The following is a 23,089-nucleotide window of genomic DNA, read 5'->3' on the forward strand; positions in this document are numbered from 1 at the left end:
CTGGAACGCCTACCACGTCGGCCGCAAATGCGGTTTGGTAACAGCATGAAGGGGGCGCTCCCCGCCCGCACAGCCCGGATCGGGCCGGCGGCCGAGCGGCTACTGCGTGTGGTGGTGTGGCCGATCGCGCAGACCGCGCTCGCCGCCGGGCTGGCCTGGTACCTCGCCCATGACGTGCTCGGCCACCCGGAACCGTTCTTCGCCCCGATCGCCGCCGCGGTGTGTCTGTGGGCGACGAACGTGGTGCGGGCGGAATTGGCCGTCGAAATGATGATCGGTGTAGCGGTGGGGATCGGGTTGGGCACCGGGGTGCACGCCGTGCTCGGCACCGACCCGATCGCCATGGGCGTGGTGGTGCTGCTCGCGCTGTCGGTGGCGGTGGTGATCGGGCAGGGTTTCATCGCGCAACGACCGATGTTCGTCAACCAGACCGTCATGTCAGCGATTTTGATCTTGGCCTTCCCGCACCGCGGCTTCGGTCTGGAACGGTTCTACGACGCCTTGATCGGCGGCGGTTTGGCGGTGGTCTTCAGCATCCTGGTCTTCCCCAAGAATCCGCTGACCGTGCTGCGCGACGCTCGCCGCGACATGCTGACCGCGCTCGGCGACATTCTCGACCAGATCGGCCGCCTGACGGGCGATTCCCCGCCCCCGGACCCCGACTGGGCGTTGGCGGCCGCGGCTCGGCTGCACCGACGCCTGGCGCGGCTGGCCGACGCCCGCAGCACCGCCGAACAGTTGGCGCGGGTCTGTCCGCGCCGCTGGCCGCTGCGCAGCGCGACCCGGGTGGCCGACCGCCAGGCCGCGCAGTTGGCGCTGCTCGCCGGCTCGGTGCTGCACCTGGCGCGCACCGTCACGACCGCCGGCGATATCGGCGACGTGCTGCGTGACGCGGTCGGCGGCCTCGCCGCCGCCGTGACCGCGCTCGCCGACGACCAGCGTGCGGCCACCGCCGCCCATGCCGCCGCCGTTCGCCGCCGTAGCGCCGCGTGTCACTCTGTCGGCCCGGCCAGCACCCAAGCCCTGCTGGCCGCGATCATCGATACCTGCGCCGACGAGCTGCAGCGGGTGGTCGACCTCACGCCACGATGAAGACCGGAATCGCCATCACCCAGGGGTCGCAGCCGGTTCCAGAGATTCCTCGGCGGATATTGGTGTGCCCTCCAAACGCATCACGCCCACCCCAGACCGCCCTGATCGCTGGCTCCTATCACGTCGTAGGCAAGTCCGTTTGGACGTGCGTGTGCCGCTTCGTCCAGACTTTCCACCAGTCCCGCAGTGGCGCGGCGCGCATGTTCCATGGGCTGCCGTCAACCGGTGTGGACACCACGAACGAGCCGCCCGCAACCGATGATCGGAGACCTTCCTTGTGTGCGGTTCGGACGAAGGCAAGCGGATTGGTCGGCCTCGGCCCCGCTGACAACGACCACGTCCACGCGTGCCGGGTTGTCATCGGGCTGGTCGTTCCCGGCGTGGTCTTGCTGATTGCCGAACGGCCGGATCTGATCATCTTCGCCGTGTTCGGGTCATTCACCGGTATGTATGGGCGGGCCGAATCGCACCGGTTGCGCCTCCGCCATCAAGCGCAGGCAGGCACGGTGCTGCTGACCGGGGTGGGCACCGGAGTTGTGTTGTCCAGCGTCCATGCTCGCTCGTGGATGCTGGTCGCGACCGAAGTCGTCTTCGCCTCGATTGGTTCACTGGTGACCGACCGACTCGGTCTCAGCCCCCAGGGCCCCTTCTACGGCATCTTTGCCGTCGGCGCCGTCGCAACCATCCCGGCCGACCGGGTGGCGGCCTGGCCGGCATTGTCGATCTGTGCAGCGACGGCGACGTTTTGCATCCTGGTCAGTACCGTCGGCATGCTTGCCGCTCCTGGCCCTGGTGGCCGCCAACTGCACGACGTTCGGCCGACTGCCTGCGCAGCGAAAAGGCGGGCGGCTGACAGCCGGGTGCACGCCCTGCGCTATGCGTTGGCGATCTCGGCCGCGGGATCGAGTGGTCTGCTGCTGGGCATCGATCACGCCAACTGGGCGATGGCCGCCGCCGCGGTGCCGTTGGCCGCCGCCAACGCACGTGACGGGCACTCCCTGAGCGTGTCAGGCGTGATCCAGCGCGGTATGCACCGGGTGCTGGGCACGCTGGCCGGGCTCGTGGTCGCCGCGCTGCTGCTGCTACCCCACCTCGGCGCGACCTTCCTGGCCGCCGTCGTGATAGCGCTGCTGTTTCCCACCGAACTGTTCATGACGCGCCATTATGGGCTCGCCGTCTGGTTCTTTACCCCGCTGATCATGCTCATGACCCAACTGGCCGCGCCCGCCGAACCGTTGACGTTCCTCGCGGACCGTGCCATCGACAACCTGATCGGCGTCGCCGCCGGCATTGCGGTCGCAGTGCTCATCCGCGGCGGCCGCAGCACAACCCCCACCCACGACCGGCTGGCAGTCGGCAGCCCGAAAGGAACCCCGCGATGAACAACCTCGACCGCGATCTGGCCGGCCTGGCTCCCGTGCGAGCAGACGCAGAATCGCACAAACACAGCCCGGATCGTGCGATTCTGCGTCTGCTCGGCGCAGGCCGGTAAGCGATCGCGGCGGGCTTCAACTACGCGCGTTGGCGCGGACGCCTTGTTCGACTTGTTGGCCGAGCTCGGGGTCGATGTTGCGCCAGTATGCGAAGACGCGGGATAGGACGGGTTCTTTGACGCCATTGGACACGTGGCCGACGATGTTGGAGACCAGCCGTGCCCGTTGTTGGTCATCCATCACCTCACGCACCAGGGTGCGGGCCTGGCCGAAGTCGTCGTCGTCCGGGTGCAGGGTGTAGGCGGCGCGCATCATTTCCCCGTCGGCGTGCCACCCGACTTCGGCCGCCCGGGCCGCATCGGCGTGCGGGCCGCCGACCGTGTTGGGGGTGTACACCGGGTCGGACACATTCTGCACCCGCATCCGGCCGTCCTTGGAGTAGGAGCGCACCGGCACCTTGGGGGCGTTGACCGGGATCTGGTGGTGGTTGACCCCGATCCGGACGCGGTGCGCGTCGGCGTAGGCGAAGCTGCGCCCGAGCAGTAATCGGTCCGGGCTGAGCCCGGTGCCGGGCACGGTGTTGTGCGGCCCGAACGCGGCCTGCTCCACCTCGGTGTGGTGATCGGTCACATTGCGGTCCAACGTCATCCGGCCAACCTCGATCAGCGGATAGTCGGCATGCGGCCACACCTTGGTCACATCAAACGGGTTGAACCGATACGTTTTGGCATCCTCGAACGGCATGATCTGCACCCTCAGCGTCCAACTGGGGTACTCACCGCGCGCGATCGACGCGTGCAGATCCCGCATGCAGCGATCGGGATCGGTGCCGGCCAGCCGGTCGCCCTCCGCTTGGGTCAAACACTGCACCCCCTGGTCAGAGATGAAGTGATACTTCACCCACGAAATCTCCCCGCCCAGGTTGACCCAGCTAAACGCGTGCAGGCCGTAGCCGTTCATATGCCGCAATGTCTTCGGGATACCGCGATCGCCCATCACCAAGGTCACTAGATGCGCGGTCTCGGGGCTTCGCGTCCAAAAATCCCACACCATGTTGTGGTCGTGGCAGTCGTTGTCCGCGCGGCGCCCACCGGCGCGGATCATGTTGGGAAACTTGATCGGATCCCGGATCGCAAACACCGGGACGTTGCTACCAACGAGGTCGAAATTGCCCTCGGTGGTGTAAAACTTCACCGAAAACCCGCGGTTATCGCGCACCGTATCCGCGCTGCCGCGCTCACCGCTATTGCCCGACGAGAACCGGGCAAACACCTCGGTGGACGCACCCGGCTGCAGGAACGCCGCCTTGGTGTAGGCGCTGACGTCGTTGGTCACCTCGAACCGGCCAAACGCGCCGGCGCCCTTGGCGTGCGGTTGGCGCTCGGGGACCCGTTCCCGGTTGAACGCGGCGAGTTGCTCGATCAAATACGTGTCCTGCAACAGGATCGGGCCGTTGGGCCCCAGCGTCAACGACCGCTCACCACTCGGCGCCGGCGCACCCCCATCGGTCGTCGTAAAGTTGTCCACCATCTCGCACCCCGTCGTACGTTGAGATCCAGCGCAACCGCCACGATGGCGCACCGCGGCGGTTGCGCTGGATGTCGCGACTGTCGTGTCCTATTGGTTGAGGTTTGCGCGGACTCCCTTTTCGATTTGCTGACCAATCTCGGGATCGATGTTGCGCCAGTATTCGAACACTCGGGACAGTACGGGTTCTCTGACACCATTGGAGACGTGGCCGACGACGTTGCGCACCAGACGTTCGCGTTGGTCGTCGTCCATCACCTCACGGATCAGGGTGTGCGCCTGGCCCCAGTCGTCGTCGTCGGGGCGCAGGGTGTAGGCGGCGCGCATCATCTCCCCGTCGGCGGCCCAGAGCACCTCGGCCGCCCGGGCCGGGTCGGCGACCGGGCCGCCGACGGTGTTGGGCGTGTACACCGGGTCGGACACATTCTGCACCCGCATCCGGCCGTCCTTGGAATAGCTGCGCACCGGCACCTTGGGCGCGTTGACCGGAATCTGATGATGGTTGACCCCGATCCGGGCCCGGTGCGCGTCGGCGTAGGCGAAGCTGCGGCCTAACAACAACCGGTCCGGGCTGAGCCCGGTGCCGGGCACAATGTTGTGCGGCCCGAACGCGGCCTGCTCCACCTCGGTGTGGTGATCGGTGGGGTTGCGGTCCAACGTCATCCGCCCGACCTCGATGAGCGGGTAGTCGGCGTGTGGCCATACCTTGGTGACATCGAACGGGTTGAACCGGTACGTTTTGGCATCCTCGAAGGGCATGATCTGCACGTAGAGTGTCCAGCTCGGGAACTCGCCGCGCGCGATCGCATCGAACAGGTCCCGCTGGCAGCAGTCCGGGTCGGTCCCGGCCAGCCGGTCGGCCTCCTCCTGGGTCAAACACTGGACGCCCTGATCGGACTTGTAGTGGTATTTCACCCAGCAGATCTCCCCGCCGACGTTGACCCAGCTAAACGTGTGCAACCCGTAGCCGTTCATGTGCCGGTAGGTTCTCGGGATGCCGCGGTCCCCCATGATCAGCGTCACCAGATGCGCGGACTCGGGCGACTGGGTGAAGAAGTCCCACACCATGTTGTGGTCGTGGCAGTCGTTGTCGGCGCGGCGTTTGTTCGAGCGGATCAGGTTGGGAAATTTGATCGGATCCCGGATGAAGAAGATCGGCACGTTGTTGCCGACGATGTCGTAGTTGCCTTCGGAGGTGTAGAACTTCAGCGAAAACCCGCGGGAGTCGCGCAGCGTGTCGGCGCTGCCCCGTTCGCTGGCGTTGCCGGCTACTCGCACGAACACGTCGGTCACGGCGCCGGGCTGAAACACGGCCGCTTTGGTGTAGGCGCTGACATCATTGGTCACCTCGAACCGGCCGAACGCCCCGGTGCCCTTGGCGTGCGGCTGACGTTCGGGGACCCGCTCCCGGTTGAACGCCGCCAGCTGCTCAATCAGGTAGGTGTCCTGCAGCAGGATCGGGCCATTGGGGCCCAGCGTCAACGACCGTTCATTACTCGGCGCCGGCGCACCCCCATCGGTGGTGGTGTAGTTGTCCGTCATTTCGCCATCCTCTCGGTGTTGTGGGCTGAGCTGCTGTCACCGACCCGCCCCAGGCATCCCCTCGCTGCCTTGGGCGGAACGTTGGACGACTCGGCGGGGCGGTGTGCGGTCAGCCGCCCCGCCGAATCGGTCTGCGGCCTACTGTGCGTAGGACTTCGCCCCCGTGCCGGCGAACTTGCCGCCCTCGACGATCAGGTACTCCGAGCGGATCGGCTTGCCGGCGAACCAGTCTTCGAGGATCTCCCGGGTGCCGGCGGCATAGCGGGCCTGCGCCGACAAACTGGAACCCGAGATGTGCGGGGTCATCGCGTGGTTGGGCATGGTGCGCCACGGGTGATTCGGCGCCGGCGGTTGCGGGTACCACACGTCACCGGCGTAGCCGGCGAGCTGGCCGCTCTCCAACGCCGCGACGATCGCCTTTTGGTCGGTTTCCTCGGCGCGGGCGGTGTTGACGATGTAGGAGCCGCGCCGCATCGACTTCAGCAACTTCTCGTTGAACATGTGGTGCGTCTGGGCGATCAGCGGTGAGTGGATCGACACCACGTCCACCGAGCGGGCCAGCGACTCCACATTGGGGTGATAGGTGACGCCCAGTTGCTGCTCCAGCTCCGGCGACAGCCGGTGCACGTCGAAGTAGTGCAGGTTCACCCCGAATGGCTTCATCCGCTCCAGCACCGCCCGACCGATCCGGCCGGCGGCGATCACCCCGACGTCCATGCCCTCCACGTCGTAGGAGCGCTGCACGCAGTCGGCGATGTTCCAGCCTCCGTCGACGACCCACTGGTGCGACGGGACGAAGTTACGCACCAATGCCAGGATCTGCATCACGGCGTGCTCGGCGACGCTGATGCTGTTGCTCCAGGTTTCCTCGGCGACGGTCACCCCGCGGGCCTGCGCCTCGGCAAGATCGACGTGGTCGGAGCCGATGCCGGCGGTCAACGCCAGCTTCAGCTTGGGCGCCTTGGCGAACCGCTCCTTGGTGATGTAGGCCGGCCAAAACGGTTGGGAGATCACGATGTCGGCGTCGGGCAGCTCGCGCTCGAACTCCGAATCCGGACCGTCTTTATCCGAGGTCACCACCAGCTCGTGTCCGTTTTCCTCGAAGAACTTCCGCAGGCCCAACGCCCCCGAGACGCAGCCGAGCAGCTCGCCGGGGGTGAAGTCGATCTTCGACGGGGTCGGCAAGCTGCTGCCATCGGGGTAGCTGTCGATCACCGGGACACTGTCGCGGGCGTACTGCGGCGGGTACCCGGTTACCGGATCCGGGTACAGGACCATCACGCACTTCGCCATCGGTTCCTCCTCATAAGCGGAAATATTGCGCTGCCGCTGGCAGCATCTTGTGGTTAGGGCGGTCAGCTGCGGAGCCGTGTCCGAGGTTTCCGTCCCGCTGTGGCGCGGACTCGGTGAGTTCGTCGTTGCTTCAGCACTTTTCAGTTTTGTCGGACGACACCCGACTGTCCAAAGCGTGGCTCCGATCGGCTGATAGGCCGGACCGATGATGGCAGGTCGAGGGCAGCCCGGATGATCCCGGCCGGGCTGCCCTCGGATCGCCGCTGCCCCATGAGAGGCTCGTGGGCGAGCAGCAGTCGCGGATTACCTGAAGACGTCTTTGTGGTCGGCCTTGATCAGGTCGGCGCCCTTCTCGCCGACCATGTAGACGGTGTTTTGGATGCGGCAGTCCGGGATGATCGGGAAGACGGACGCATCGATGACGCGGAGCTTGTTGACGCCGTGGACCTTCAGCTTCGGGTCGACCACACCCTGGTCGATGTTCTTCGACAGCCGGTTGGTGCCGCACGGGTGGTAGGACGTCTGGACACGATCCTGGACGGACGTCCTCATCAGCTCGTCGGAATGCAGCGGCATATCCCACGGGTACTGGCTGACGACCAGGTCCTTGAAGCCGTCACCCTTGGTGAGGATGTCGTAGGCGAACCTGACGCCCTCGCGCAACGCGATGATGTCCAGCTCATTGGACAGGTAGTTCAGGTTGATGTTGGGCGCCATGAACGGGTCATCGCTGTTGAGCGTCAGCTCGCCGCCGTCGTAGGCCGGACGGACCAGGTCCACCATCACCGTGATGTGGTCGCCGTCCGGGGGCGTCGGGTACTGCCACTGGAACGCGCTGCCGAAGGCGGGGACGAAGTCGATTTCGAAGTGCGGCTGCCCCTCCGGGGAGAACGGGTCAAGTCCGCCGTTGGCGGCCTTGGCCTCAAGGTAGACCGGGTCCTTCTCCAGGTACTTGTCGATGCGGGGGAATCCGATCATCTCCAACAGGCCCGAGCCCAACGGTCCGGAGTGATCCTTGGCGTAGGCGGCCACCGCCGCATCGTGTTTGGGGCCCGGCCGCAACAGGCTGCTGTCCAGCGCGAAGCCGTCCTTGATCCGCAGCACGAACGGGACACCGGGGTGGTCGTAGAGATGTTGGCCGACGTGGCGCGAGTCGACGACCACCGGGATGCCGTGCTTGGCCAGCTCGCGCGCTGGGCCAATACCGCTGAGCATCAGCAACTTCGGGCTCTCGAAGACGCCCTGGGCGAGGATGACCTCGCGGGTGGCGTAGTAGTTGCGTTCATTGCCGGCGGCGTCGATGACGGTCACACCCTTGGCCGTGCGATCGGCGTAATCGATGATCAGCTGCTTGGAGCGGACTTCGGGAACGATGGTGACGTTGGGCTTGTCCTTCACGAACAGGAAGCTGCCGGAGCGCACGCCCCGGTAGATGGTGTTGACGGCGTGGGTGAGGCCCTTCATCTCGCCGTCAAAGATGTTCTCGGTGAGCGGCTCGCCCCGGGACGTCCAGGCCTTGGTGATGACATCGCGGAACGGCTGCAGCTCCGGGATCAGGTTGTGCGAAATGGGCAGTGGACCGCCGGCGCCGATCTTCTGCAGGTCGGACGAGAACAACCCGGAGTCGTCGTGGTAGGTCGCGCTCTTGCGGAGGTAGGGAACCAGCGGCTCCCAGGTCCACTCGGAGCCACCGTACTCCGCCCAGCGGTCATACGTGGGCTTGCAGCCGGGGACCCAGCTGAAGTAGTTGGCGGAGGAACTGCCGCCGAGGATCTTACCGCGGGTATCCTGTTTGTCGATGCGTTCCCACACGCCACGATCAACAAACTTCGCCTTGTAGTCCCAGTCGTATTGGCTGTGGCGGAGCTCCATTGCGGTGCCCGGGGTGGTGACCCCGTCCAGGTCCCAGGGGTTGCCGACACCTGCCTCGACGATCAGGACCCGGACATTGGGGTTCTCGGCAAGTCGGCCGGCGACGACGCAACCCGCCGTCCCACCGCCAACGATTACAAAGTCAAACTGAGCTCCATCGGGCACGTTGGCCATCAGTGTCTCCTCAGATTCGGAATGATCAGCTGCAACTAGCAGCGTCTGCGGTCTGCGGCCGGATAGCTACGGAGCTGACTCCGAGATTTGCGTGCCGGCTTTGGTGGCGACTACAAACCAGGTGGCTACCATGGGCAGCTACCCCGGCGGCGGCCGATTGGTTCGCTGAAGTTTGCTTTACCGCAATCTATTTCGATACTGTGAGGCACGCCAGGGTCGTCCTAGATCGGATGTCTAGCTGCGATCGATCGAGCCGCGCGACTGGTGCGACCTATCGCGAGCGGTAGGATTGGATGTCTTTCCGCTCGATTGTTCGAGCGAGCCGTTCACCGGTATCCGTGAGCTCCAACCACGCGTAGTACATCCACTTCTCGGGATCCTCGTAATGCTTGACGTAAACGTGGGACAGCTTGTGCAGCGATTGGTCGAGTGGGCGGTCCCAGGGCACGAAGCGTCCATCCCGCGAGAGTTCCCCCAGGTGAAACAGTCCGTCATTCACCAGGGAGCGAATGACCTCCAGGGTTTCCTCCTGAATGTCCGATGGTGACGCTGCCGGATTCTGCTGTCGGACATGCCAATCGACGGCGTTGAGATCCACCGGTTGGCCGAGACCGTCCAGGACGAGCCCGATACGGACCATCTCGCGTGCGGTGCTCATCTCTCACCTTGCCCTTTCGTTCTGTCAGGTCAGCTTCCCCGTTCCCGGCGCGTAGGTTGCGGCGATGCGCTGCAGCAGCGCGAGCGGGTGCCGGCGAGGCCTAGCCCAACGGCGCCGACGACCACCGGCGGGCCTGCCCACTTGCAGAGCTGCCAGCCCAAGATATTCATGCGATCACCTCGCGAGGACAAGTTCTCTACCCGTCGCGATCCCGCCAACATGGGCCGAAAGCCGTCGCATCCCGTTTTTCGTGGAGACGTACCGCAGTTCTGCGTTTGACTGTCCCTTCTCAACGGTTGGGTGACTACGGAGCCGGTTCTGAGATTTCCGTCCGCACTTTGGCGGTCCCTACATGCGCATCGCCGACAGCTCGAGCGCCCACCACAGCTCGATGAGCACCTCCGTCTCGCGCAGGCTGGCCCCGGTCAGCTCTTCAAAGCGCGCCAGCCGGTAACGCACCGTGTTCTGATGGACGAATATCCGGGTCGCGGTGCTTTCCACCCGCATGCCACAGGCCAGATAGGCGCGCAGCGTCGCGATCAGATCGTCTGCGGACCCCCCCGCGGTCAACGGCTCCAGATAACGGCGCCGCAGCAACTCGCCCACGTCGGCGTCCATCGCCACGGCCGAGCGCAGGCCCAGCGAAGCAATGTCGTGTGCGCCGCGCAGCGTGCAGGCCTCGGCCGTCACCAGCGCACGCGCCGCCAGCCGGTAGGACTCGGCCAGGCGCTGCAGCGGCCGCGGCGGGCCGAACCCGACCACCGCGTCGACGGTGCTTGGCGGTGGCTCGCTCAGGAAACCGGCGAGGTCGCCGTCCACCAGCGCGCAGAGCCCGCGCGGGCGCTGCGCCGCATCCCGGAAGCCCAGCGCCTGTTCGAGCTCGCGTCGCGAGACGTCCTCGCCGAGCCGCGCCCGGATGGCGACGTACTCGCCGGCCGGGTCGAGTCCGTAGATCTCGGCGTGGATCCGCAGCTCAGCGGTCGAGACCGCACCCAACAATGTCGTCCTCACGAAACGTTCCCGGTCCTCGTCGGCCGCGGACGCCAGGGCACGTTCCACCCGTCGATGTGCGCTGACCGTGGCGATCATCGCGGTGTCCGACCACGCCAGCATCGATTGGACAAACTCCAAAACCTGACCGCCGTCGATACCCAAATCTTGGGCGGTCTCCCGCGCGCACCCCACCAGCACCTCGACGCCGATCCGCCACCCACGAAGCAGGTCGTCGACACCCACGCCCTGCCGCGCCCGGGTCTCGCCGATCGCGGCAAGCTCCACCAGGTCCTCATCGTCGACGGTCGCGCACCCGGGGTGAACCGAGCCCAACACCCGGTCCACCGCGAGTTCGACCTCGACATCGAGCACCCCTACGGGAACCGAGCGATACGCGGGAAGCCGGGTCCGGAGAGCTTCGCTGACCCGCCGGGCCAGCGCCTTGTGCTCACCCCGCAACGTGTCGACAAGCATCGCCCAATCCGCATCCGGCGTTCCCGGCACGTTCGGCCCATCCAACGTGTCGCGGTACCGCTGCGAGTTGGTCGCACCATCGATTGACGTTGCCCGGTCAGTCATCGCGGCACCCGACAACTGGACGCTTGAGCGCACCCCGCAAATGCTGGGTGGACGCGTGCCGAGTTCACGAAACCGCCCACACCACAAGAGATCTTAGCCATCGGCCACCCCGCTGAATTCGTCGTTTCTTGACGCGCTTTTCAGTCTGCTGGGACGACGTTGCTGGTGTCCAAGACGCGTTTCCGACCGGCCGATAGGCCAGACCAATCGTGCGGTGAATCCTCAGCCCGCGGCGGGCGGCCCGCTGAGCGCAGCATCGATGCCGGCCTCGCGGGCGGTCTGCAGCAAGGTGCGCGCGAGCACCGAGCCCGGCTGCCCCGCGCTGGTCACCAGCGCGACCGGCGCGGTCAGCGACGGATCGCGCAGCTGCAGCGTGACCGTACTGGCCGGGCGCAGGGCGCGGATCCAGGTTTGCGGGACGATGGTGGCCCACCGGCCGGTGCCGACATGGGCGAGCAGCGCCACCACCGAATCGGTCTCCAGCCGCGGTGTCACCGTCAGCCCGTGCGTGGCCAGCGCATCGTCGATGAGTTGGCGACCGCGCATGCCCTGGGCCAACAGGCACATCGGCAATTCCACGACGTCGGACCAGCTGATGGTGTCGGCTTGTCCGGGGAGCAGGTCGGTGCCGGCGACCAGGACCTGTTGCTCCTCGTACAGCGGGGTGACCACCAGGTCGGCGGTGTCTTCCCGGTCCGGGTGGATGACGCCGGCGTCCAGCTCGAATCGGCGGACCCGTTCCACGATGTCCGCCGAGCGCAGGCTGGTTTCCAGTTGCACCCGCACCAGCGGGTGCGCGGCGCACAGCGGGTCGGTGAGCAGGGCCACCGTGCTCGCGGCCGCCGGGATGACCCCGAGCCGCAGCTCACCGGTCAGCCCGGTCTGCAGGGCGGTGACCTCCTGTTTGAGCGCATCCCGGTCGGCCAGAATGCGCCGCGCCCACAGCACCAGCCGCTCCCCCTCCGGGGTCAGGCCCTCGAATTTCTGGCCGCGCCGCACCAGCGGCACCTTCAGCTCGTGTTCGAGCTTGCGGATGGCTTCCGACAACGCCGGCTGGGAGACGTAGCACGCGGCGGCGGCACGGGCGAAGTGCCGCTCCCGCGCCAGCGCGACAAAATATTCCAGCTGACGAAACAGCATGGCCTATTCGACCACGCCGCGAGCCTGCCAACCGTCAAACCAGCGGGCGGCCGGTCCTGATGCGTCGATCCACGTCCCACAGCAGCACGTTGAACGGGAAGTTCCGGATGAACGCGGGCAGCAGGTTGTTGACCACCCGCAGCACCCGCATCAGCCGGTCGAAGCGGCGCTGCTTGGCCGCATCCCACGGCAACCGCATCTCGTCGCGGAAGCGTTGCGGCAGGAAGCCGGTGGTGATCAGCAGCGCCATCCGCTCGGACGCGCGCTGCAGCGGGCCGGGCAGGGTCATCCCGCGCATCCGGGACGCCGCAATCGGATACAGGTACTCGCGCACCGCGTCGTCGATGTGCACCTGGTCCAGCTGCTCCTGCCAGTACCGGTCGAACGCGGCGCGGTCGGCCGGCCACATCGCCTCGGGCACCTGCAGCATGGTGGCCATCGCCTTACCTTCGCCGTGGTAGTGGCGGTCGGCGTGCTCGTCGTCCATCTCACCGAGGAAGATGCGATGGATGTCGACCTGGCCCTTGTACAAACACGCGCCCACCCACAGCTGTAGCTTGGGGTCAAAAGCGTTGTAGCGCACCGGGCTTTCGGCGGTCGAGCGGACCTGACGGTGGGCGGTGTTGACCGCCTCCCGAAACGCGGCCTTTTGCGCCGGACTGCCTTGGGTGGACACCACCAGATACGTGAACGTGGTCCGGGCCCGTTTGATCGGATGCAGGTCGACCCGACCGCTCTCGACCCGGCTCTCCAGCACGCCGTAGCCGACCCCCGGGCTGGCCAGCTGCATGATCACGTTGGCTGGACCGGCCAACAGGGCCGCCCCCATCATCATGTTGTCGGTGCAGGCGACCTGCGGCAGCCAGCTGCGCCGACGGGTCGCGCGCGTCAGGTCCAGCGAATCGCTGACCGTGCGTTCGACCAGGGGTGTTGTCATCGCTGCTCCTCGCCAATTGTGAGAACGTCTGTTTCCTGATATTGCCGCGGTCGTCGACACCTGTCAAGATGGTCAACGTGGCTTCAGCCGTGCGCGAGCGCCCCTACCGTGGCGTCCAAGCAGCCGACCGGCTGGCCGCGCGCCGGGCCCGCCTGCTGGACGCCGGGCTGGACCTGCTGGGCGCCGACCCGCAGGACATGACCGAGCTGACCGTGCGCGGCGTGTGTCGACGGGCCGGGGTGGCCGCCCGGTATTTCTACGAGAGCTTCGCCGACAAGGACGCGTTCGTCAGCGCGGTGTTCGACTGGGTGATCACCGACTTGGCGACGTCGACCCAGTCCGCGGTGGCGGCGGTGGCGCCCGCCCAGCAGACCCGCGCGGGGATGGCCCACCTGGTCAAGACCATTGCCGGGGACGCCCGGATCGGGCGGTTGTTGTTCAGCGCGGAGCTGGCCAACGCCGTGCTGGTGCGCAAGCGCGTCGAATCCAGCGCGCTGTTCGCGATGCTGTCCGGCCGTCACGTGGAGAACGCGTTGCGGGTGCCGACGAACGACCGGATCCGGGCCGCCGCGCATTTCGTGGTCGGCGGGGTGGCCCAGACCATCAGTGCCTGGCTGGCCGGCGCGGTGCGGCTGAACCCCGACCAGCTCGTCGACCAGCTCACCGCGCTGCTCGACGAACTCGCCGATCCCGCGCTGTACCGCGACTGAGATGACCGAATTGGGGACCGCAGCGGCCGCGATCCTGGCCGCGTCGCGACGGTGGCCGATCCTGCCGGGCCTCACCGACGCCGAACTGGCGGCGATCGAATCCCGGTTCCGCATCCGGTTCAGCGCCGATCACCGCGCCTTCCTCGGCGCGGGCCTGCCGTCCGGTCCGAGCTGGCCGGACTGGCGCGCCGGCGACGAGATGCTGCTGCGCCAGCACCTGGGACTGCCCGCACGGAGCCTGCTGCAGGCGGTCGAGCGGGACGGGTTTTGGCATCCGGGGTGGGGAGCGCGCCCGCTCGGGGAGGCCGCGGTGTCCCGTGCCAGCGAGGTGATCGCCACGGCGCCGCGGCTGCTTCCGGTCTACGGGCACGCCTTCATGGCCGGCGATAGCGACGCCCCTGGTGCGCCGGTGTGGTCGATTGACGGCGCCGCGGTACGCCTACTTGGCGATCTGCGGGAATTCATCGAGCTGTTGTGCACGCAGCGCGCCGCCCCCGAGGTGCCTTGGGAATCTGCTGCGGCGGTGGAGTTTTGGCGTGAGCTGCTGCCCAACGCACCGCAACCAGATCCGGAATACTTTCCACCGCTGGGTGTTCCACCGTTCCGCTCCGACCCGACCGTCAGCGTTCCGGCCCCGGTCGCGCCGCCACCGGAACCGGCCGAGGCGTTCGCCGCACGGGGCATGAACCTGGTCGACGTGACCCGCCACGACGGTGTGCTGCTGTTCGGTATGCCGCTGTGGACGGCGAGTGTCGAGCCGGGCCCCGATGCCGCCGCGGGGTGGGAATCGGCGCGGGCGTTGTTCCCGCACACCGGGCTGTGGCCGGTGTTGATCACCGAGCGCACCTGGCACCGGATCGGCGAGCAGGGCGTTCCGGGGCCGGTGAACCTGCTGTCGGCGGAACTCGATGGCGCGCGATGGCTTGCGCGCAGATTCGCCGCCGCCACCGAAGATGAGCCGATGCCGCGCAGCAGCGCCGGCGACTTCCTGCGCACCGAGCGGCCCGATTGGCGCAGCGACTGGGCCCGCGGCTACGACGTGGACCGCTACCGGCAGTTGGCGCTGGTTCCCGCACCCGCCCAGTGGTTGGTGCCGGGCCTGCTGCAGTGGTCGGGTGCGGTCAACTACGACGTCGCCGGCCTCGAGCACGCGACCATGCTGCGCCGCTGGTTCGGTCGCTGGGCCACTGAGCTGGTGGCCCTCGACAACGAAACCATGACTCTCCGGGCGGGTAAGCCGCCGGTCGATCCGGCCACCGCCCTGCAGTGCGCGGTCGAGGCCTACCTGTACTGCCCCGACACGCTCGATCCGCACCCCGACGGCGTCGACGTGCTGACCCCGTGGCTGACCGGGCCGCTGTGGAGCTTCTGGTGGGATTGAAACGCCACCGCGGCGGCGCGGCTTAGTGCGTGGCCGGAACCCGCCGGTCCGCGGCGGTCTTGGGCACGGCCCGCGCGTCGGCCGCGGTGAATTCCTTGGTCCAGCACGCAAACTCGAGTGTGATGCCGTCGGGATCCTGGAAGTAGAACGAGCGCACGTAGACCCCGGGGTGCACCGTCGCCGACACCTGCATCTCGGATTCGTCGTGGTTGAGCACCGGGCCCACCCGCACCCCTTTGGCTTTCAACTTGACCCGGTATTCGTCGAACTTCTCCGGCGGCACCTGCAGGGCGACGTGGTTCAGCGAGCTGACCGCGCTGACGATGTCGCCGATGCCGGGGATCGCCGCCGGGGCGGTGACCCCGGGCACCGAATCCGGGGCCTCGGCGAACCAGAAGAACGCCAGGCAGTCGCCGTTGCCGGCGTCGAAGAAGAAATGCTGGCCCATCCCGCCGGGCAGGTCGAGCGCCTTGACCAGCGGCATACCCAGCACATTGGTGTAGAAGTCGACGGTGCGCGCCATGTCGGAGCAGACCAGCGCGACGTGGTTGAAGCCGCCCAGTTCAAATTCGCTGTTGGTGTTGTGGGGTCGGATCATCTCGAATCCTCCGAGCGCTAGGCAAGGACTGAATCTGAATCTAACATCAGGTTCAGATTCGATCAATGCCGTCGAAAACCGGGAGCCACATGTCGGCGCACTCCAGCCAGCTCGGGCAGCCCACCGCCCGCGGTCGGCAGACCCAGGCCGCGATCGATGCCGCCGCGCGGGCGGTCATCGCGCGTAAGGGCATCCTGGCGGCCACCATCGCCGATATCGCCGCGGAGGCCGGCCGGTCGACGGCGTCGTTCTACAACTACTACGACTCCAAAGAGTCGATGCTGCGGGAATGGGCGCTGCGGTTCCGTGACGAGGCGAACCGGCGCGCGGCCACGGTGACCCGGCACGGCTTGTCCAACCGGGAACGGGCCCATGAGGCGGCGGCCGCGCATTGGCGCACCTACCGCCACCGGCTGGCCGAGATGATCGGGGTGTCCCAGCTGGCGATGGTCAACGACGACTTCGCGCAGTACTGGGCCGAGATCTGTGCCATTCCCATCGGATTCATCACCGAGATGGTCAAGCGCGCTCAGGACGACGGCTACTGCACCGGCGACGATCCGAAGTTGCTCGCCGAGGCGATCGTGGCGATGTTCAACCAGTTCTGCTACGTCCAGCTCAGCGGGGTGGGGGCCGACCCCGACGACGAGGCCTGCATCACCACGTTGAGCAACGTTTTTTACCGCGCCATCTACTGCCGGGAGGACAGCTGACATGACGCAATCCCGCACCGGGACACCGGGTGTTGTCCGCGAGTTCATCGGGCTGGACTCCCCCACCGCCCGGCGCGCCGGCGCCGGCGGGCACCCCTGCCAGGGGCTGTATCACCGCGGGGTGGGCCGCAAGCCGAAGGTGGCGCTCATCGCCACCCACTACCAGATCGACTTCGCCGAGCACTATCTCGCCGACTACATCGCCACCCGCGGCATCGGATTCCTGGGCTGGAACACCCGCTTCCGCGGTTTCGAGAGCAGCTTCCTGCTCGACCACGCGCTGGTGGACATCGGGGTCGGGGTGCGCTGGCTGCGGGAGGTGGCCGGGGTGGAAACCGTGGTGCTGCTCGGCAATTCCGGCGGCGGGTCGTTGATGGCCGCCTATCAGTCCCAAGCCGTGGACCCCAATGTGACGCCGCTGCCGGGGATGCGGCCGGCGGCCGGGCTGACCGAGTTGCCGGCCGCCGACGGCTACGTGGCCAGCGCCGCCCACCCCGGGCGCCCCGAGGTGTTGACCGCCTGGATGGACGGCGCGGTGGTCGACGAGAACGATCCGGTCGCCACCGATCCCGCCCTGGACCTGTTCAACGAACGCAACGGCCCGCCGTACGCCCCGGAGTTCGTCGCCGCCTACCGCGCCGCCCAGCTGGCCCGCAACCACGCCATCACCGACTGGGCCCAAACCGAGCTCAAACGCGTTCGGGCGGCGGGGTTTTCCGACCGGCCGTTCACGGTGATGCGGACCTGGGCCGACCCCCGGATGGTCGACCCGACGCTGGAACCCACCAAACGTCAGCCGAACATGTGCTACGCCGGGGTGCCGGTCAAGGCGAACCGGTCCGCGCACGGCATCGCCGCGGCCTGCACGCTGCGCAACTGGCTGGGGATGTGGAGCCTGCGGACCGCGCAGACCCGGGCCGAGCCGCACCTGGCCCGCATCACCTGCCCGGCGCTGGTGATCAACGCCGACGGCGACACCGGGGTGTACCCGTCGGATGCCCAGCGCATCTATGACGCGCTGGCCAGCACCGACAAAACGCTGTGCTCGATCGACAGCGACCACTACTTCACCACCCCCGGTGCGCGCAGCGAGCAGGCCGACACCATCGCCAAGTGGATCGCCAAACGGTGGCGGTGAGGGTGCTGGCCCACTTCGTGCCCGGCGAGGCGGTGCTCGAGGTGGTGGCGCGCGAAGCGCAGTGGCTTGATGTCCGGTGGTGCCCCGCCGACGACGACACCACCTTCTACGCCGAACTGCCCGAGACCCAGGTCATCTGGCATGTGCTGCGGCCGCTGTCGGCGGCCGATCTGCGGGCCGCGCCGCGGCTGCGGCTGGTGCAGAAGCTCGGCGCCGGGGTCAACACCGTCGACGTCGACGCCGCCACCGAACACGGCATCGCGGTGGCCAATATGCCCGGGGCCAACGCGCCGTCGGTGGCCGAGGGCACGGTGTTGCTGATGCTGGCCGCGCTGCGCCGGCTCACCACGCTGGACCGTTTAACGCGCGCCGGCCGCGGCTGGCCGGCCGACCCCGAGCTGGGCGAGCACTGCCGCGATATCGGCGGCTGCACGGTCGGGCTGGTCGGCTACGGCAGCATCGCCCAGCGGGTCGAGCAGATCGTCGCCGCGATGGGCGCCACCGTGCTGCACACCAGCACCGGCGACGACGGCCGGCCGGGCTGGCGCCGGCTGCCCGAGTTGCTGGCCGGCAGCGATATCGTCTCGCTGCACCTGCCGCTCACCGCGGCGACCCACAGTCTGCTCGACCGTGCCGCGCTGGCCGCAATGAAGCCGGGTGCGGTGCTGGTCAACACGTCTCGCGGCCCGATCGTCGACGAGCGCGCCCTGGTTGAGGCGTTGCGCGAGGGCCGGCTGGCGGCGGCCGGGTTGGACGTGTTTGCCGTGGAGCCGCTGCCGGCCGATCATCCGCTGCTGGGTCTGGACAACGTGGTGCTCACGCCGCACGTCAGCTGGTACACCGCCGACACCATGGCGCGCTACCTGGAGATCGCCATCGACAATTGCCGCCGTTTGCGCGACGGTAAGACCCTGGCCCATGTGGTGAACGCGGCCGACCGCCGTCCCTGACCGATGAGTAAGCTCGGCCCCAACCCACCGGTTATTAGGTACTGGCACGAACTTCAAAGCGGAAGGCAAGCCGATGCCCATTGCGATCACCTCCGAGCATCAAGACCTGGCCGACTCGGTGCGGTCCCTGGTGGCGCGGGTCGCGCCGTCGGAGGTCCTGCACGCGGCCCTGGAAACCCCGATCGATAACCCGCCGCCGTACTGGCAGGCGGCCGCCGAGCAAGGCCTGCCGGGCGTGCACCTGGCCGAATCCGTTGGCGGGCAAGGCTTCGGCATCCTGGAGCTGGCGGTGGTGCTGGCCGAGTTCGGCTACGGCGCGGTGCCCGGACCGTTTGTGCCGTCGGCGATCGCCAGCGCGCTGATCGCCGCGCACGACCCCGACGCCAAGGTGTTGGCCGAGCTGGCGTCCGGCGCGGCGATCGGCGCCTACGCGCTGGAGTCGGGGCTGACCGCGACCCGGCACGGTGCGGGGCTGGTGATCCGCGGCGAGGTGCGGGCGGTGCCCGCGGCCGCGCAGGCCTCGGTGCTGGTGTTGCCGGTCGCGATCGACAGCGGCGAGGAGTGGCTGGTGCTGCGCGCCGACCAGCTGGAGATCGAGCCGGTCAAAAGCGTCGACCCGCTGCGCCCGATCGCGCATGTGCGCGCCAACGCCGTCGAGGTCGGCGACGACGTCGTGCTGAGCAACCTGCGCCAGCCGGTGGGCCACGCGCTGATCACCACCCTGCTGTCCGCCGAGGCGATCGGCGTCGCGCGCTGGGCCACCGACACCGCGGCCGCCTACGCCAAGATCCGGGAACAGTTCGGCCGACCGATCGGCCAGTTCCAGGCCGTCAAACACAAGTGCGCCGAGATGATCGCCGACACCGAACGGGCCACCGCGGCGGTGTGGGATGCCGCCCGTGCGATCGACGAGGCCAGCGAAAACAACTGGGAATCAGGCGATTCCGCCTACGTGTTCGCCGCCGCGGTGGCGGCGACGTTGGCGCCGGCGGCCGCGCAGCGCTGCGCCCAGGACTGCATCCAGGTGCACGGCGGCATCGGCTTCACCTGGGAGCACGACACCAACATCTACTACCGCCGGGCGCTGATCCTGGCCGCGTCGTTCGGCCGGCACGCCGAATACCCGCAGCGGGTGGTCGACACCGCGACCAGCACCGGGATGCGCCGGGTGGACATCGACTTGGACCCCGACACCGAGAAGCTGCGCGCCGAGATCGCCGCCGAGGTAGCCGCGCTCAAGGCCATCCCGCGCGCCGAACGCAACGTGGCGATCGCCGAGGGCGGGTGGGTGCAGCCGCATCTGCCCAAGCCGTGGGGCCGCGCGGCCAGCCCGGTCGAGCAGATCATCATCGCCCAGGAGTTCAGCGCCGGGCGGGTACGGCGGCCGCAGATGGGGATCGCGGCGTGGATCATCCCGTCGATCGTCGCCTACGGCACCGAGGAGCAGCAGCAGCGGTTCCTGCCGCCCACCTTCCGCGGCGAGATGATCTGGTGCCAGCTGTTTTCCGAGCCGGGTGCCGGTTCGGACCTGGCCAGCCTGACCACCAAGGCCACCAAGGTCGACGGCGGCTGGCGGATCACCGGGCAGAAGATCTGGACCACCGCCGCCCAGTTCTCCGAGTGGGGCGCGCTGTTGGCCCGCACCGACCCCAGCGCACCGAAACACAATGGCATTACCTACTTCTTGCTGGACATGAAGGCCGACGGCGTGACGGTCAAGCCGCTGCGGGAGCTCACCGGCGGCGCGATGTTCAATACGGTGTTCATCGACGACGTGTTTGTGCCCGATTCGATGGTGCTCGGCGAGGTGAACCGCGGCTGGGAGGTCAGCCGCAACACGCTGACCAACGAGCGGGTGTCGATCGGCAGCAGCGAGGCACCGTTTTTGGCCAACCTCGACGAGTTCGTCGGCTTCGTGCGTGACGGCCAGTTCGACCAGAGCGGGCACCACCGGGCCGGGCAGTTGATCGCCGAAGGCCACGCCGCCAAGGTGCTCAACTTGCGGTCCACGCTGCTGACGTTGGCCGGCGGTGATGCGATGCCCGCGGCCGCGATCTCCAAGCTGTTGTCGATGCGCACCGGGCAGGGCTACGCCGAGTTCGCGGTGTCCTCGTTGGGCGCCGACGCCGCGATCGGGGACGCCGAGCAGCTGCCCGGCAAGTGGGCCGACTACCTGCTGGCCAGCCGGGCCACCACCATCTACGGCGGCACCTCGGAGGTGCAGCTCAACATCATCGCCGAGCGGCTGCTGGGCCTGCCCCGCGACCCGTAGCCCTTGCGCGAGCAGACGTAAAAGCCCCCAAATCACCGACGATTTCGGGGCTTTTACGTCTGCTCGACACACCTACCGCCGATAACTGTCGGCGATCGCGGCGAGCAGCGCCTGCAGCAGCCGGTCGAGCCGCGCCTCGTCGTCAATCACGGGGCCGCCGATGACGAAGCCCATCATCACCCCGTTGACGAACGCCAGCGTTGCGGCCGCCTGTTCTTCGAGGAGCCCGGGGTCGGGTGCGGCACCGGGGGGATGCCATTGCCCGACGACCTCACGGGCAAGCTGGTGGAACAGGGCGGTCGTCTGCTGCACCGTCGCCCCCAGGTCGGGGTCTCGGCTCGCTTGCAGCATCAGCTCATAGCGGGCCTTGGCGCGGGTCAGCCAGGGCTCCGTGGCCGAGATCATCACCATCTTCGCCAAACCGGCCGTGCCGGAGAACGGGCCGGGTGGGTCATGGGCGGCCTGCACCATGCGGGAGAGGTCCGCCACGTCCAACTCGGTCAATCGTGCCGCGGCGCCCTGCAGCAGGGCTTTGCGGGTGCGGTAGTAAAACGAGGTGGTGCCCGGTGGCATCCGGGCGCGTCGATCGACCTTGGGGTGGCTGAGCCCGCGGTCGCCGTCTTCGCCGAGCAACTCGATGGCCGCATCGCACAGTTCTCGGCGACGCTGCTGCGGGTTGGGCTTTCTGCGTGCGGGAATGCGCGCAGTCTAGCGTGGCCGCACTCAGAATTCGCCGCAGTTCGGGGTGGTGGGCAGGCCGTTGAACCGGTCGGCGATCCACTGCATGGCCGGTTCGCCGTCCACCAGCATCGGCAGGGCGTGGTTGATGACGAGCTTATTGAGGAACGGGGGCTCCTCGTTGGTGCGGAATTCGGTGTCGGCGCCTTGGGCGCACCAGTCGCGGCCGAGTTGATTGGCCGCGGTCCACGGCACCAGCGGATCATAGCGATTGCTGTTGATCAGTACCGGCGCGTTGGGTTTGTAGCGGCCCAGACGCTGCAGCTCGAACAGGCTGTTGAACGGCTCCTCGTCGATCAGTTTCCAGATGTCCTCGGTGAAGTAGGGCTGCAGGTGGCGGAACGCGAAATCGACGATGGTTTGTCCGATGCACTGGCGCGACGTCGATTCGAGCATGGCCGCACCGCGTGGCGTCAGCTTCGAGCGGATCGCGTCGGCGGCTTCGGGATAGGCATCGATGACGCCGTTGAGGGCGTAGCCGACCACACCGACCAGGGCGCTGCCGTCGGTGTAGGGCAGCAGCTCTTTGAGGTCCGCCGGCGGCGCGCCGGCGTAGGTGCCGACCACGTGGAGCTCCGGCGCGTAGCCGGATGCCAGTTCGGCGGCCGACGCGGTTGCGCCGCCGCCCTGGGAATACCCCCAGAACGCGACGGGTCCCTTGGGGTCCAGGGACGTACCGGGCAGGCGCTGGGCGGCGCGGGCCGCATCCAACACCGCCTGCCCCTCCGCGAGCCGGTTCACATACGTGTGCATCGGAGGGGTGCCCAGCCCCTCGTAATCGGTCATCACGATGGCGAATCCGCGGGCGACCATCGTCGCCACGAATAGCTCCTCGTAGTTGACCATGATGTCCCAGCCACCGGAGTAGTGGATGCCCTGGTTGAACTGTCGCGACGGGGCGCACTGATTGCCCTGGCCTTGCGTGCCCGGCGCGTAGCTGATCAATGGCCGCGGACCCTCGCCCGGCCACGGGTTGTCCGGTTCGAAGTAGGTGCCGGTCACCGCGGTCGGATGGCCGCGGGCATCGGTGCTGCGGTACATGATCCGGGTGCCGGTCGCCACGATCGCGCCCAGCTGGCCGGACGGCTCCAGCACCAGCCGCGACGGCTCGGCCCGGATCAGGTCACCGGGTCGGCCCGGCGGCAGCGGGTCGGGCGGCAGATAGAAATCCGCATACCGCGGTTCGTCGCCGCTATCGGCCGCCGCGGTCGGCGACCCGAGCACGGAAATGCCGATCACCAGCAGGACGGCGACAACCGCTCCGACACAACGCATTACCGGACAGTAACAAGCCGGACACATTCAGGGAAGAGATTTCTCTAATTTTTTAGAGAGCAATCTGTAGGCGG

Annotated in this window: 19 protein-coding genes; 8 read left to right on the forward strand and 11 right to left on the reverse strand. The window is 67.7% G+C overall.

Annotated elements, in window-relative coordinates:
- The first annotated feature begins 45 nt into the window (after positions 1–45).
- Positions 46–1,092 (forward strand): FUSC family protein, encoded by a 1,047-nt coding sequence (locus BKN37_RS01725; protein ID WP_071020519.1) that lies wholly within the window; start codon positions 46–48, stop codon positions 1,090–1,092.
- 227 nt (positions 1,093–1,319) lie between these two features.
- Positions 1,320–2,474, forward strand: coding sequence for an FUSC family protein (locus tag BKN37_RS01730; protein WP_242657044.1), 1,155 nt, complete (start codon positions 1,320–1,322; stop codon positions 2,472–2,474).
- 126 nt (positions 2,475–2,600) lie between these two features.
- Here BKN37_RS01730 and BKN37_RS01735 read toward each other — a convergent pair whose 3' ends face one another.
- The 8 genes from BKN37_RS01735 to BKN37_RS01770 form a co-directional block, all read right to left on the reverse strand.
- Entirely contained in the window at positions 2,601–4,055 is a 1,455-nt protein-coding gene (locus BKN37_RS01735; RefSeq protein ID WP_071020336.1) for a catalase, read from the reverse strand.
- Positions 4,056–4,142: 87 nt separating this feature from the next.
- On the reverse strand, positions 4,143–5,594 hold the full coding sequence (locus BKN37_RS01740; RefSeq protein WP_071020338.1) for a catalase: 1,452 nt from the start codon (positions 5,592–5,594) through the stop codon (positions 4,143–4,145).
- A gap of 138 nt (positions 5,595–5,732) precedes the next feature.
- A complete protein-coding gene (locus BKN37_RS01745; protein ID WP_071020341.1) occupies positions 5,733–6,887 on the reverse strand; it encodes an NAD-dependent formate dehydrogenase in 1,155 nt (384 codons plus the stop codon).
- 303 nt (positions 6,888–7,190) lie between these two features.
- Positions 7,191–8,933, reverse strand: a complete 1,743-nt coding sequence (locus tag BKN37_RS01750; protein ID WP_071020343.1) for a GMC family oxidoreductase — start codon at positions 8,931–8,933, stop codon at positions 7,191–7,193.
- A gap of 271 nt (positions 8,934–9,204) precedes the next feature.
- On the reverse strand, positions 9,205–9,591 hold the full coding sequence (locus BKN37_RS01755; RefSeq protein ID WP_242657045.1) for a hypothetical protein: 387 nt from the start codon (positions 9,589–9,591) through the stop codon (positions 9,205–9,207).
- A 348-nt stretch (positions 9,592–9,939) separates the two neighbouring features.
- Positions 9,940–11,058, reverse strand: a complete 1,119-nt coding sequence (locus BKN37_RS01760; RefSeq protein WP_071020525.1) for a PucR family transcriptional regulator — start codon at positions 11,056–11,058, stop codon at positions 9,940–9,942.
- A gap of 327 nt (positions 11,059–11,385) precedes the next feature.
- A complete protein-coding gene (locus BKN37_RS01765) occupies positions 11,386–12,303 on the reverse strand; it encodes a LysR family transcriptional regulator (protein ID WP_071020347.1) in 918 nt (305 codons plus the stop codon).
- A gap of 34 nt (positions 12,304–12,337) precedes the next feature.
- Complete coding sequence (locus BKN37_RS01770) at positions 12,338–13,240, reverse strand: oxygenase MpaB family protein (RefSeq protein WP_071020350.1); 903 nt, start codon at positions 13,238–13,240, stop codon at positions 12,338–12,340.
- A gap of 68 nt (positions 13,241–13,308) precedes the next feature.
- On the opposite strand from BKN37_RS01770, the gene BKN37_RS01775 reads away from it, so the two are divergent.
- Positions 13,309–13,950 (forward strand): TetR/AcrR family transcriptional regulator, encoded by a 642-nt coding sequence (locus tag BKN37_RS01775; RefSeq protein WP_071020353.1) that lies wholly within the window; start codon positions 13,309–13,311, stop codon positions 13,948–13,950.
- Between the two features lies 1 nt (position 13,951).
- Positions 13,952–15,331 carry a DUF4253 domain-containing protein gene (locus BKN37_RS01780; RefSeq protein WP_071020356.1) on the forward strand — a complete coding sequence of 460 codons (1,380 nt, stop codon included), beginning with the start codon at positions 13,952–13,954 and terminating at the stop codon, positions 15,329–15,331.
- Between the two features lie 22 nt (positions 15,332–15,353).
- On the opposite strand, the gene BKN37_RS01785 is transcribed toward BKN37_RS01780, so the two are convergent.
- A complete protein-coding gene (locus BKN37_RS01785; protein WP_071020360.1) occupies positions 15,354–15,929 on the reverse strand; it encodes a VOC family protein in 576 nt (191 codons plus the stop codon).
- Between the two features lie 89 nt (positions 15,930–16,018).
- Here BKN37_RS01785 and BKN37_RS01790 point away from each other — a divergent pair, with 89 nt between their 5' ends.
- From BKN37_RS01790 to BKN37_RS01805, 4 genes are all read left to right on the forward strand, one after another.
- Positions 16,019–16,642 carry a TetR/AcrR family transcriptional regulator gene (locus BKN37_RS01790; protein WP_071020363.1) on the forward strand — a complete coding sequence of 208 codons (624 nt, stop codon included), beginning with the start codon at positions 16,019–16,021 and terminating at the stop codon, positions 16,640–16,642.
- A 1-nt stretch (position 16,643) separates the two neighbouring features.
- Positions 16,644–17,780 (forward strand): alpha/beta hydrolase, encoded by a 1,137-nt coding sequence (locus BKN37_RS01795; protein ID WP_071020367.1) that lies wholly within the window; start codon positions 16,644–16,646, stop codon positions 17,778–17,780.
- Positions 17,756–18,730 (forward strand): 2-hydroxyacid dehydrogenase, encoded by a 975-nt coding sequence (locus BKN37_RS01800; RefSeq protein WP_242657046.1) that lies wholly within the window; start codon positions 17,756–17,758, stop codon positions 18,728–18,730. Before BKN37_RS01795 ends, BKN37_RS01800 begins: the two co-directional genes overlap by 25 nt.
- A gap of 73 nt (positions 18,731–18,803) precedes the next feature.
- The gene (locus BKN37_RS01805) at positions 18,804–21,002 is read left to right on the forward strand and encodes an acyl-CoA dehydrogenase family protein (RefSeq protein WP_071020374.1); all 2,199 of its coding nucleotides are present in this window, start codon (positions 18,804–18,806) and stop codon (positions 21,000–21,002) included.
- 72 nt (positions 21,003–21,074) lie between these two features.
- On the opposite strand, the gene BKN37_RS01810 is transcribed toward BKN37_RS01805, so the two are convergent.
- Together BKN37_RS01810 and BKN37_RS01815 are read right to left on the reverse strand one after the other, a co-directional pair.
- A complete protein-coding gene (locus tag BKN37_RS01810; RefSeq protein WP_071020378.1) occupies positions 21,075–21,635 on the reverse strand; it encodes a TetR/AcrR family transcriptional regulator in 561 nt (186 codons plus the stop codon).
- Between the two features lie 90 nt (positions 21,636–21,725).
- Positions 21,726–23,015 carry a lipase family protein gene (locus tag BKN37_RS01815; protein ID WP_071020382.1) on the reverse strand — a complete coding sequence of 430 codons (1,290 nt, stop codon included), beginning with the start codon at positions 23,013–23,015 and terminating at the stop codon, positions 21,726–21,728.
- Between the last annotated feature and the right edge of the window lie 74 nt (positions 23,016–23,089).

It is taken from the genome of Mycobacterium talmoniae (assembly GCF_001854525.1).
Lineage (GTDB): Bacteria > Actinomycetota > Actinomycetes > Mycobacteriales > Mycobacteriaceae > Mycobacterium > Mycobacterium talmoniae.

Bases quoted from the DNA above. Each gene is read 5' to 3' on its own strand.
- BKN37_RS01780 (WP_071020356.1), top strand. From the start codon at position 13,952: ATGACCGAATTGGGGACCGCAGCGGCCGCGATCCTGGCCGCGTCGCGA.
- BKN37_RS01805 (WP_071020374.1), top strand. From the start codon at position 18,804: ATGCCCATTGCGATCACCTCCGAGCATCAAGACCTGGCCGACTCGGTG.
- BKN37_RS01775 (WP_071020353.1), top strand. From the start codon at position 13,309: ATGGTCAACGTGGCTTCAGCCGTGCGCGAGCGCCCCTACCGTGGCGTC.
- BKN37_RS01755 (WP_242657045.1), bottom strand. From the start codon at position 9,591: ATGAGCACCGCACGCGAGATGGTCCGTATCGGGCTCGTCCTGGACGGT.
- BKN37_RS01795 (WP_071020367.1), top strand. From the start codon at position 16,644: ATGACGCAATCCCGCACCGGGACACCGGGTGTTGTCCGCGAGTTCATC.
- BKN37_RS01725 (WP_071020519.1), top strand. From the start codon at position 46: ATGAAGGGGGCGCTCCCCGCCCGCACAGCCCGGATCGGGCCGGCGGCC.
- BKN37_RS01740 (WP_071020338.1), bottom strand. From the start codon at position 5,594: ATGACGGACAACTACACCACCACCGATGGGGGTGCGCCGGCGCCGAGT.
- BKN37_RS01815 (WP_071020382.1), bottom strand. From the start codon at position 23,015: ATGCGTTGTGTCGGAGCGGTTGTCGCCGTCCTGCTGGTGATCGGCATT.
- BKN37_RS01765 (WP_071020347.1), bottom strand. From the start codon at position 12,303: ATGCTGTTTCGTCAGCTGGAATATTTTGTCGCGCTGGCGCGGGAGCGG.
- BKN37_RS01760 (WP_071020525.1), bottom strand. From the start codon at position 11,058: ATGCTTGTCGACACGTTGCGGGGTGAGCACAAGGCGCTGGCCCGGCGG.
- BKN37_RS01770 (WP_071020350.1), bottom strand. From the start codon at position 13,240: ATGACAACACCCCTGGTCGAACGCACGGTCAGCGATTCGCTGGACCTG.
- BKN37_RS01750 (WP_071020343.1), bottom strand. From the start codon at position 8,933: ATGGCCAACGTGCCCGATGGAGCTCAGTTTGACTTTGTAATCGTTGGC.
- BKN37_RS01790 (WP_071020363.1), top strand. From the start codon at position 16,019: ATGTCGGCGCACTCCAGCCAGCTCGGGCAGCCCACCGCCCGCGGTCGG.
- BKN37_RS01785 (WP_071020360.1), bottom strand. From the start codon at position 15,929: ATGATCCGACCCCACAACACCAACAGCGAATTTGAACTGGGCGGCTTC.
- BKN37_RS01745 (WP_071020341.1), bottom strand. From the start codon at position 6,887: ATGGCGAAGTGCGTGATGGTCCTGTACCCGGATCCGGTAACCGGGTAC.
- BKN37_RS01735 (WP_071020336.1), bottom strand. From the start codon at position 4,055: ATGGTGGACAACTTTACGACGACCGATGGGGGTGCGCCGGCGCCGAGT.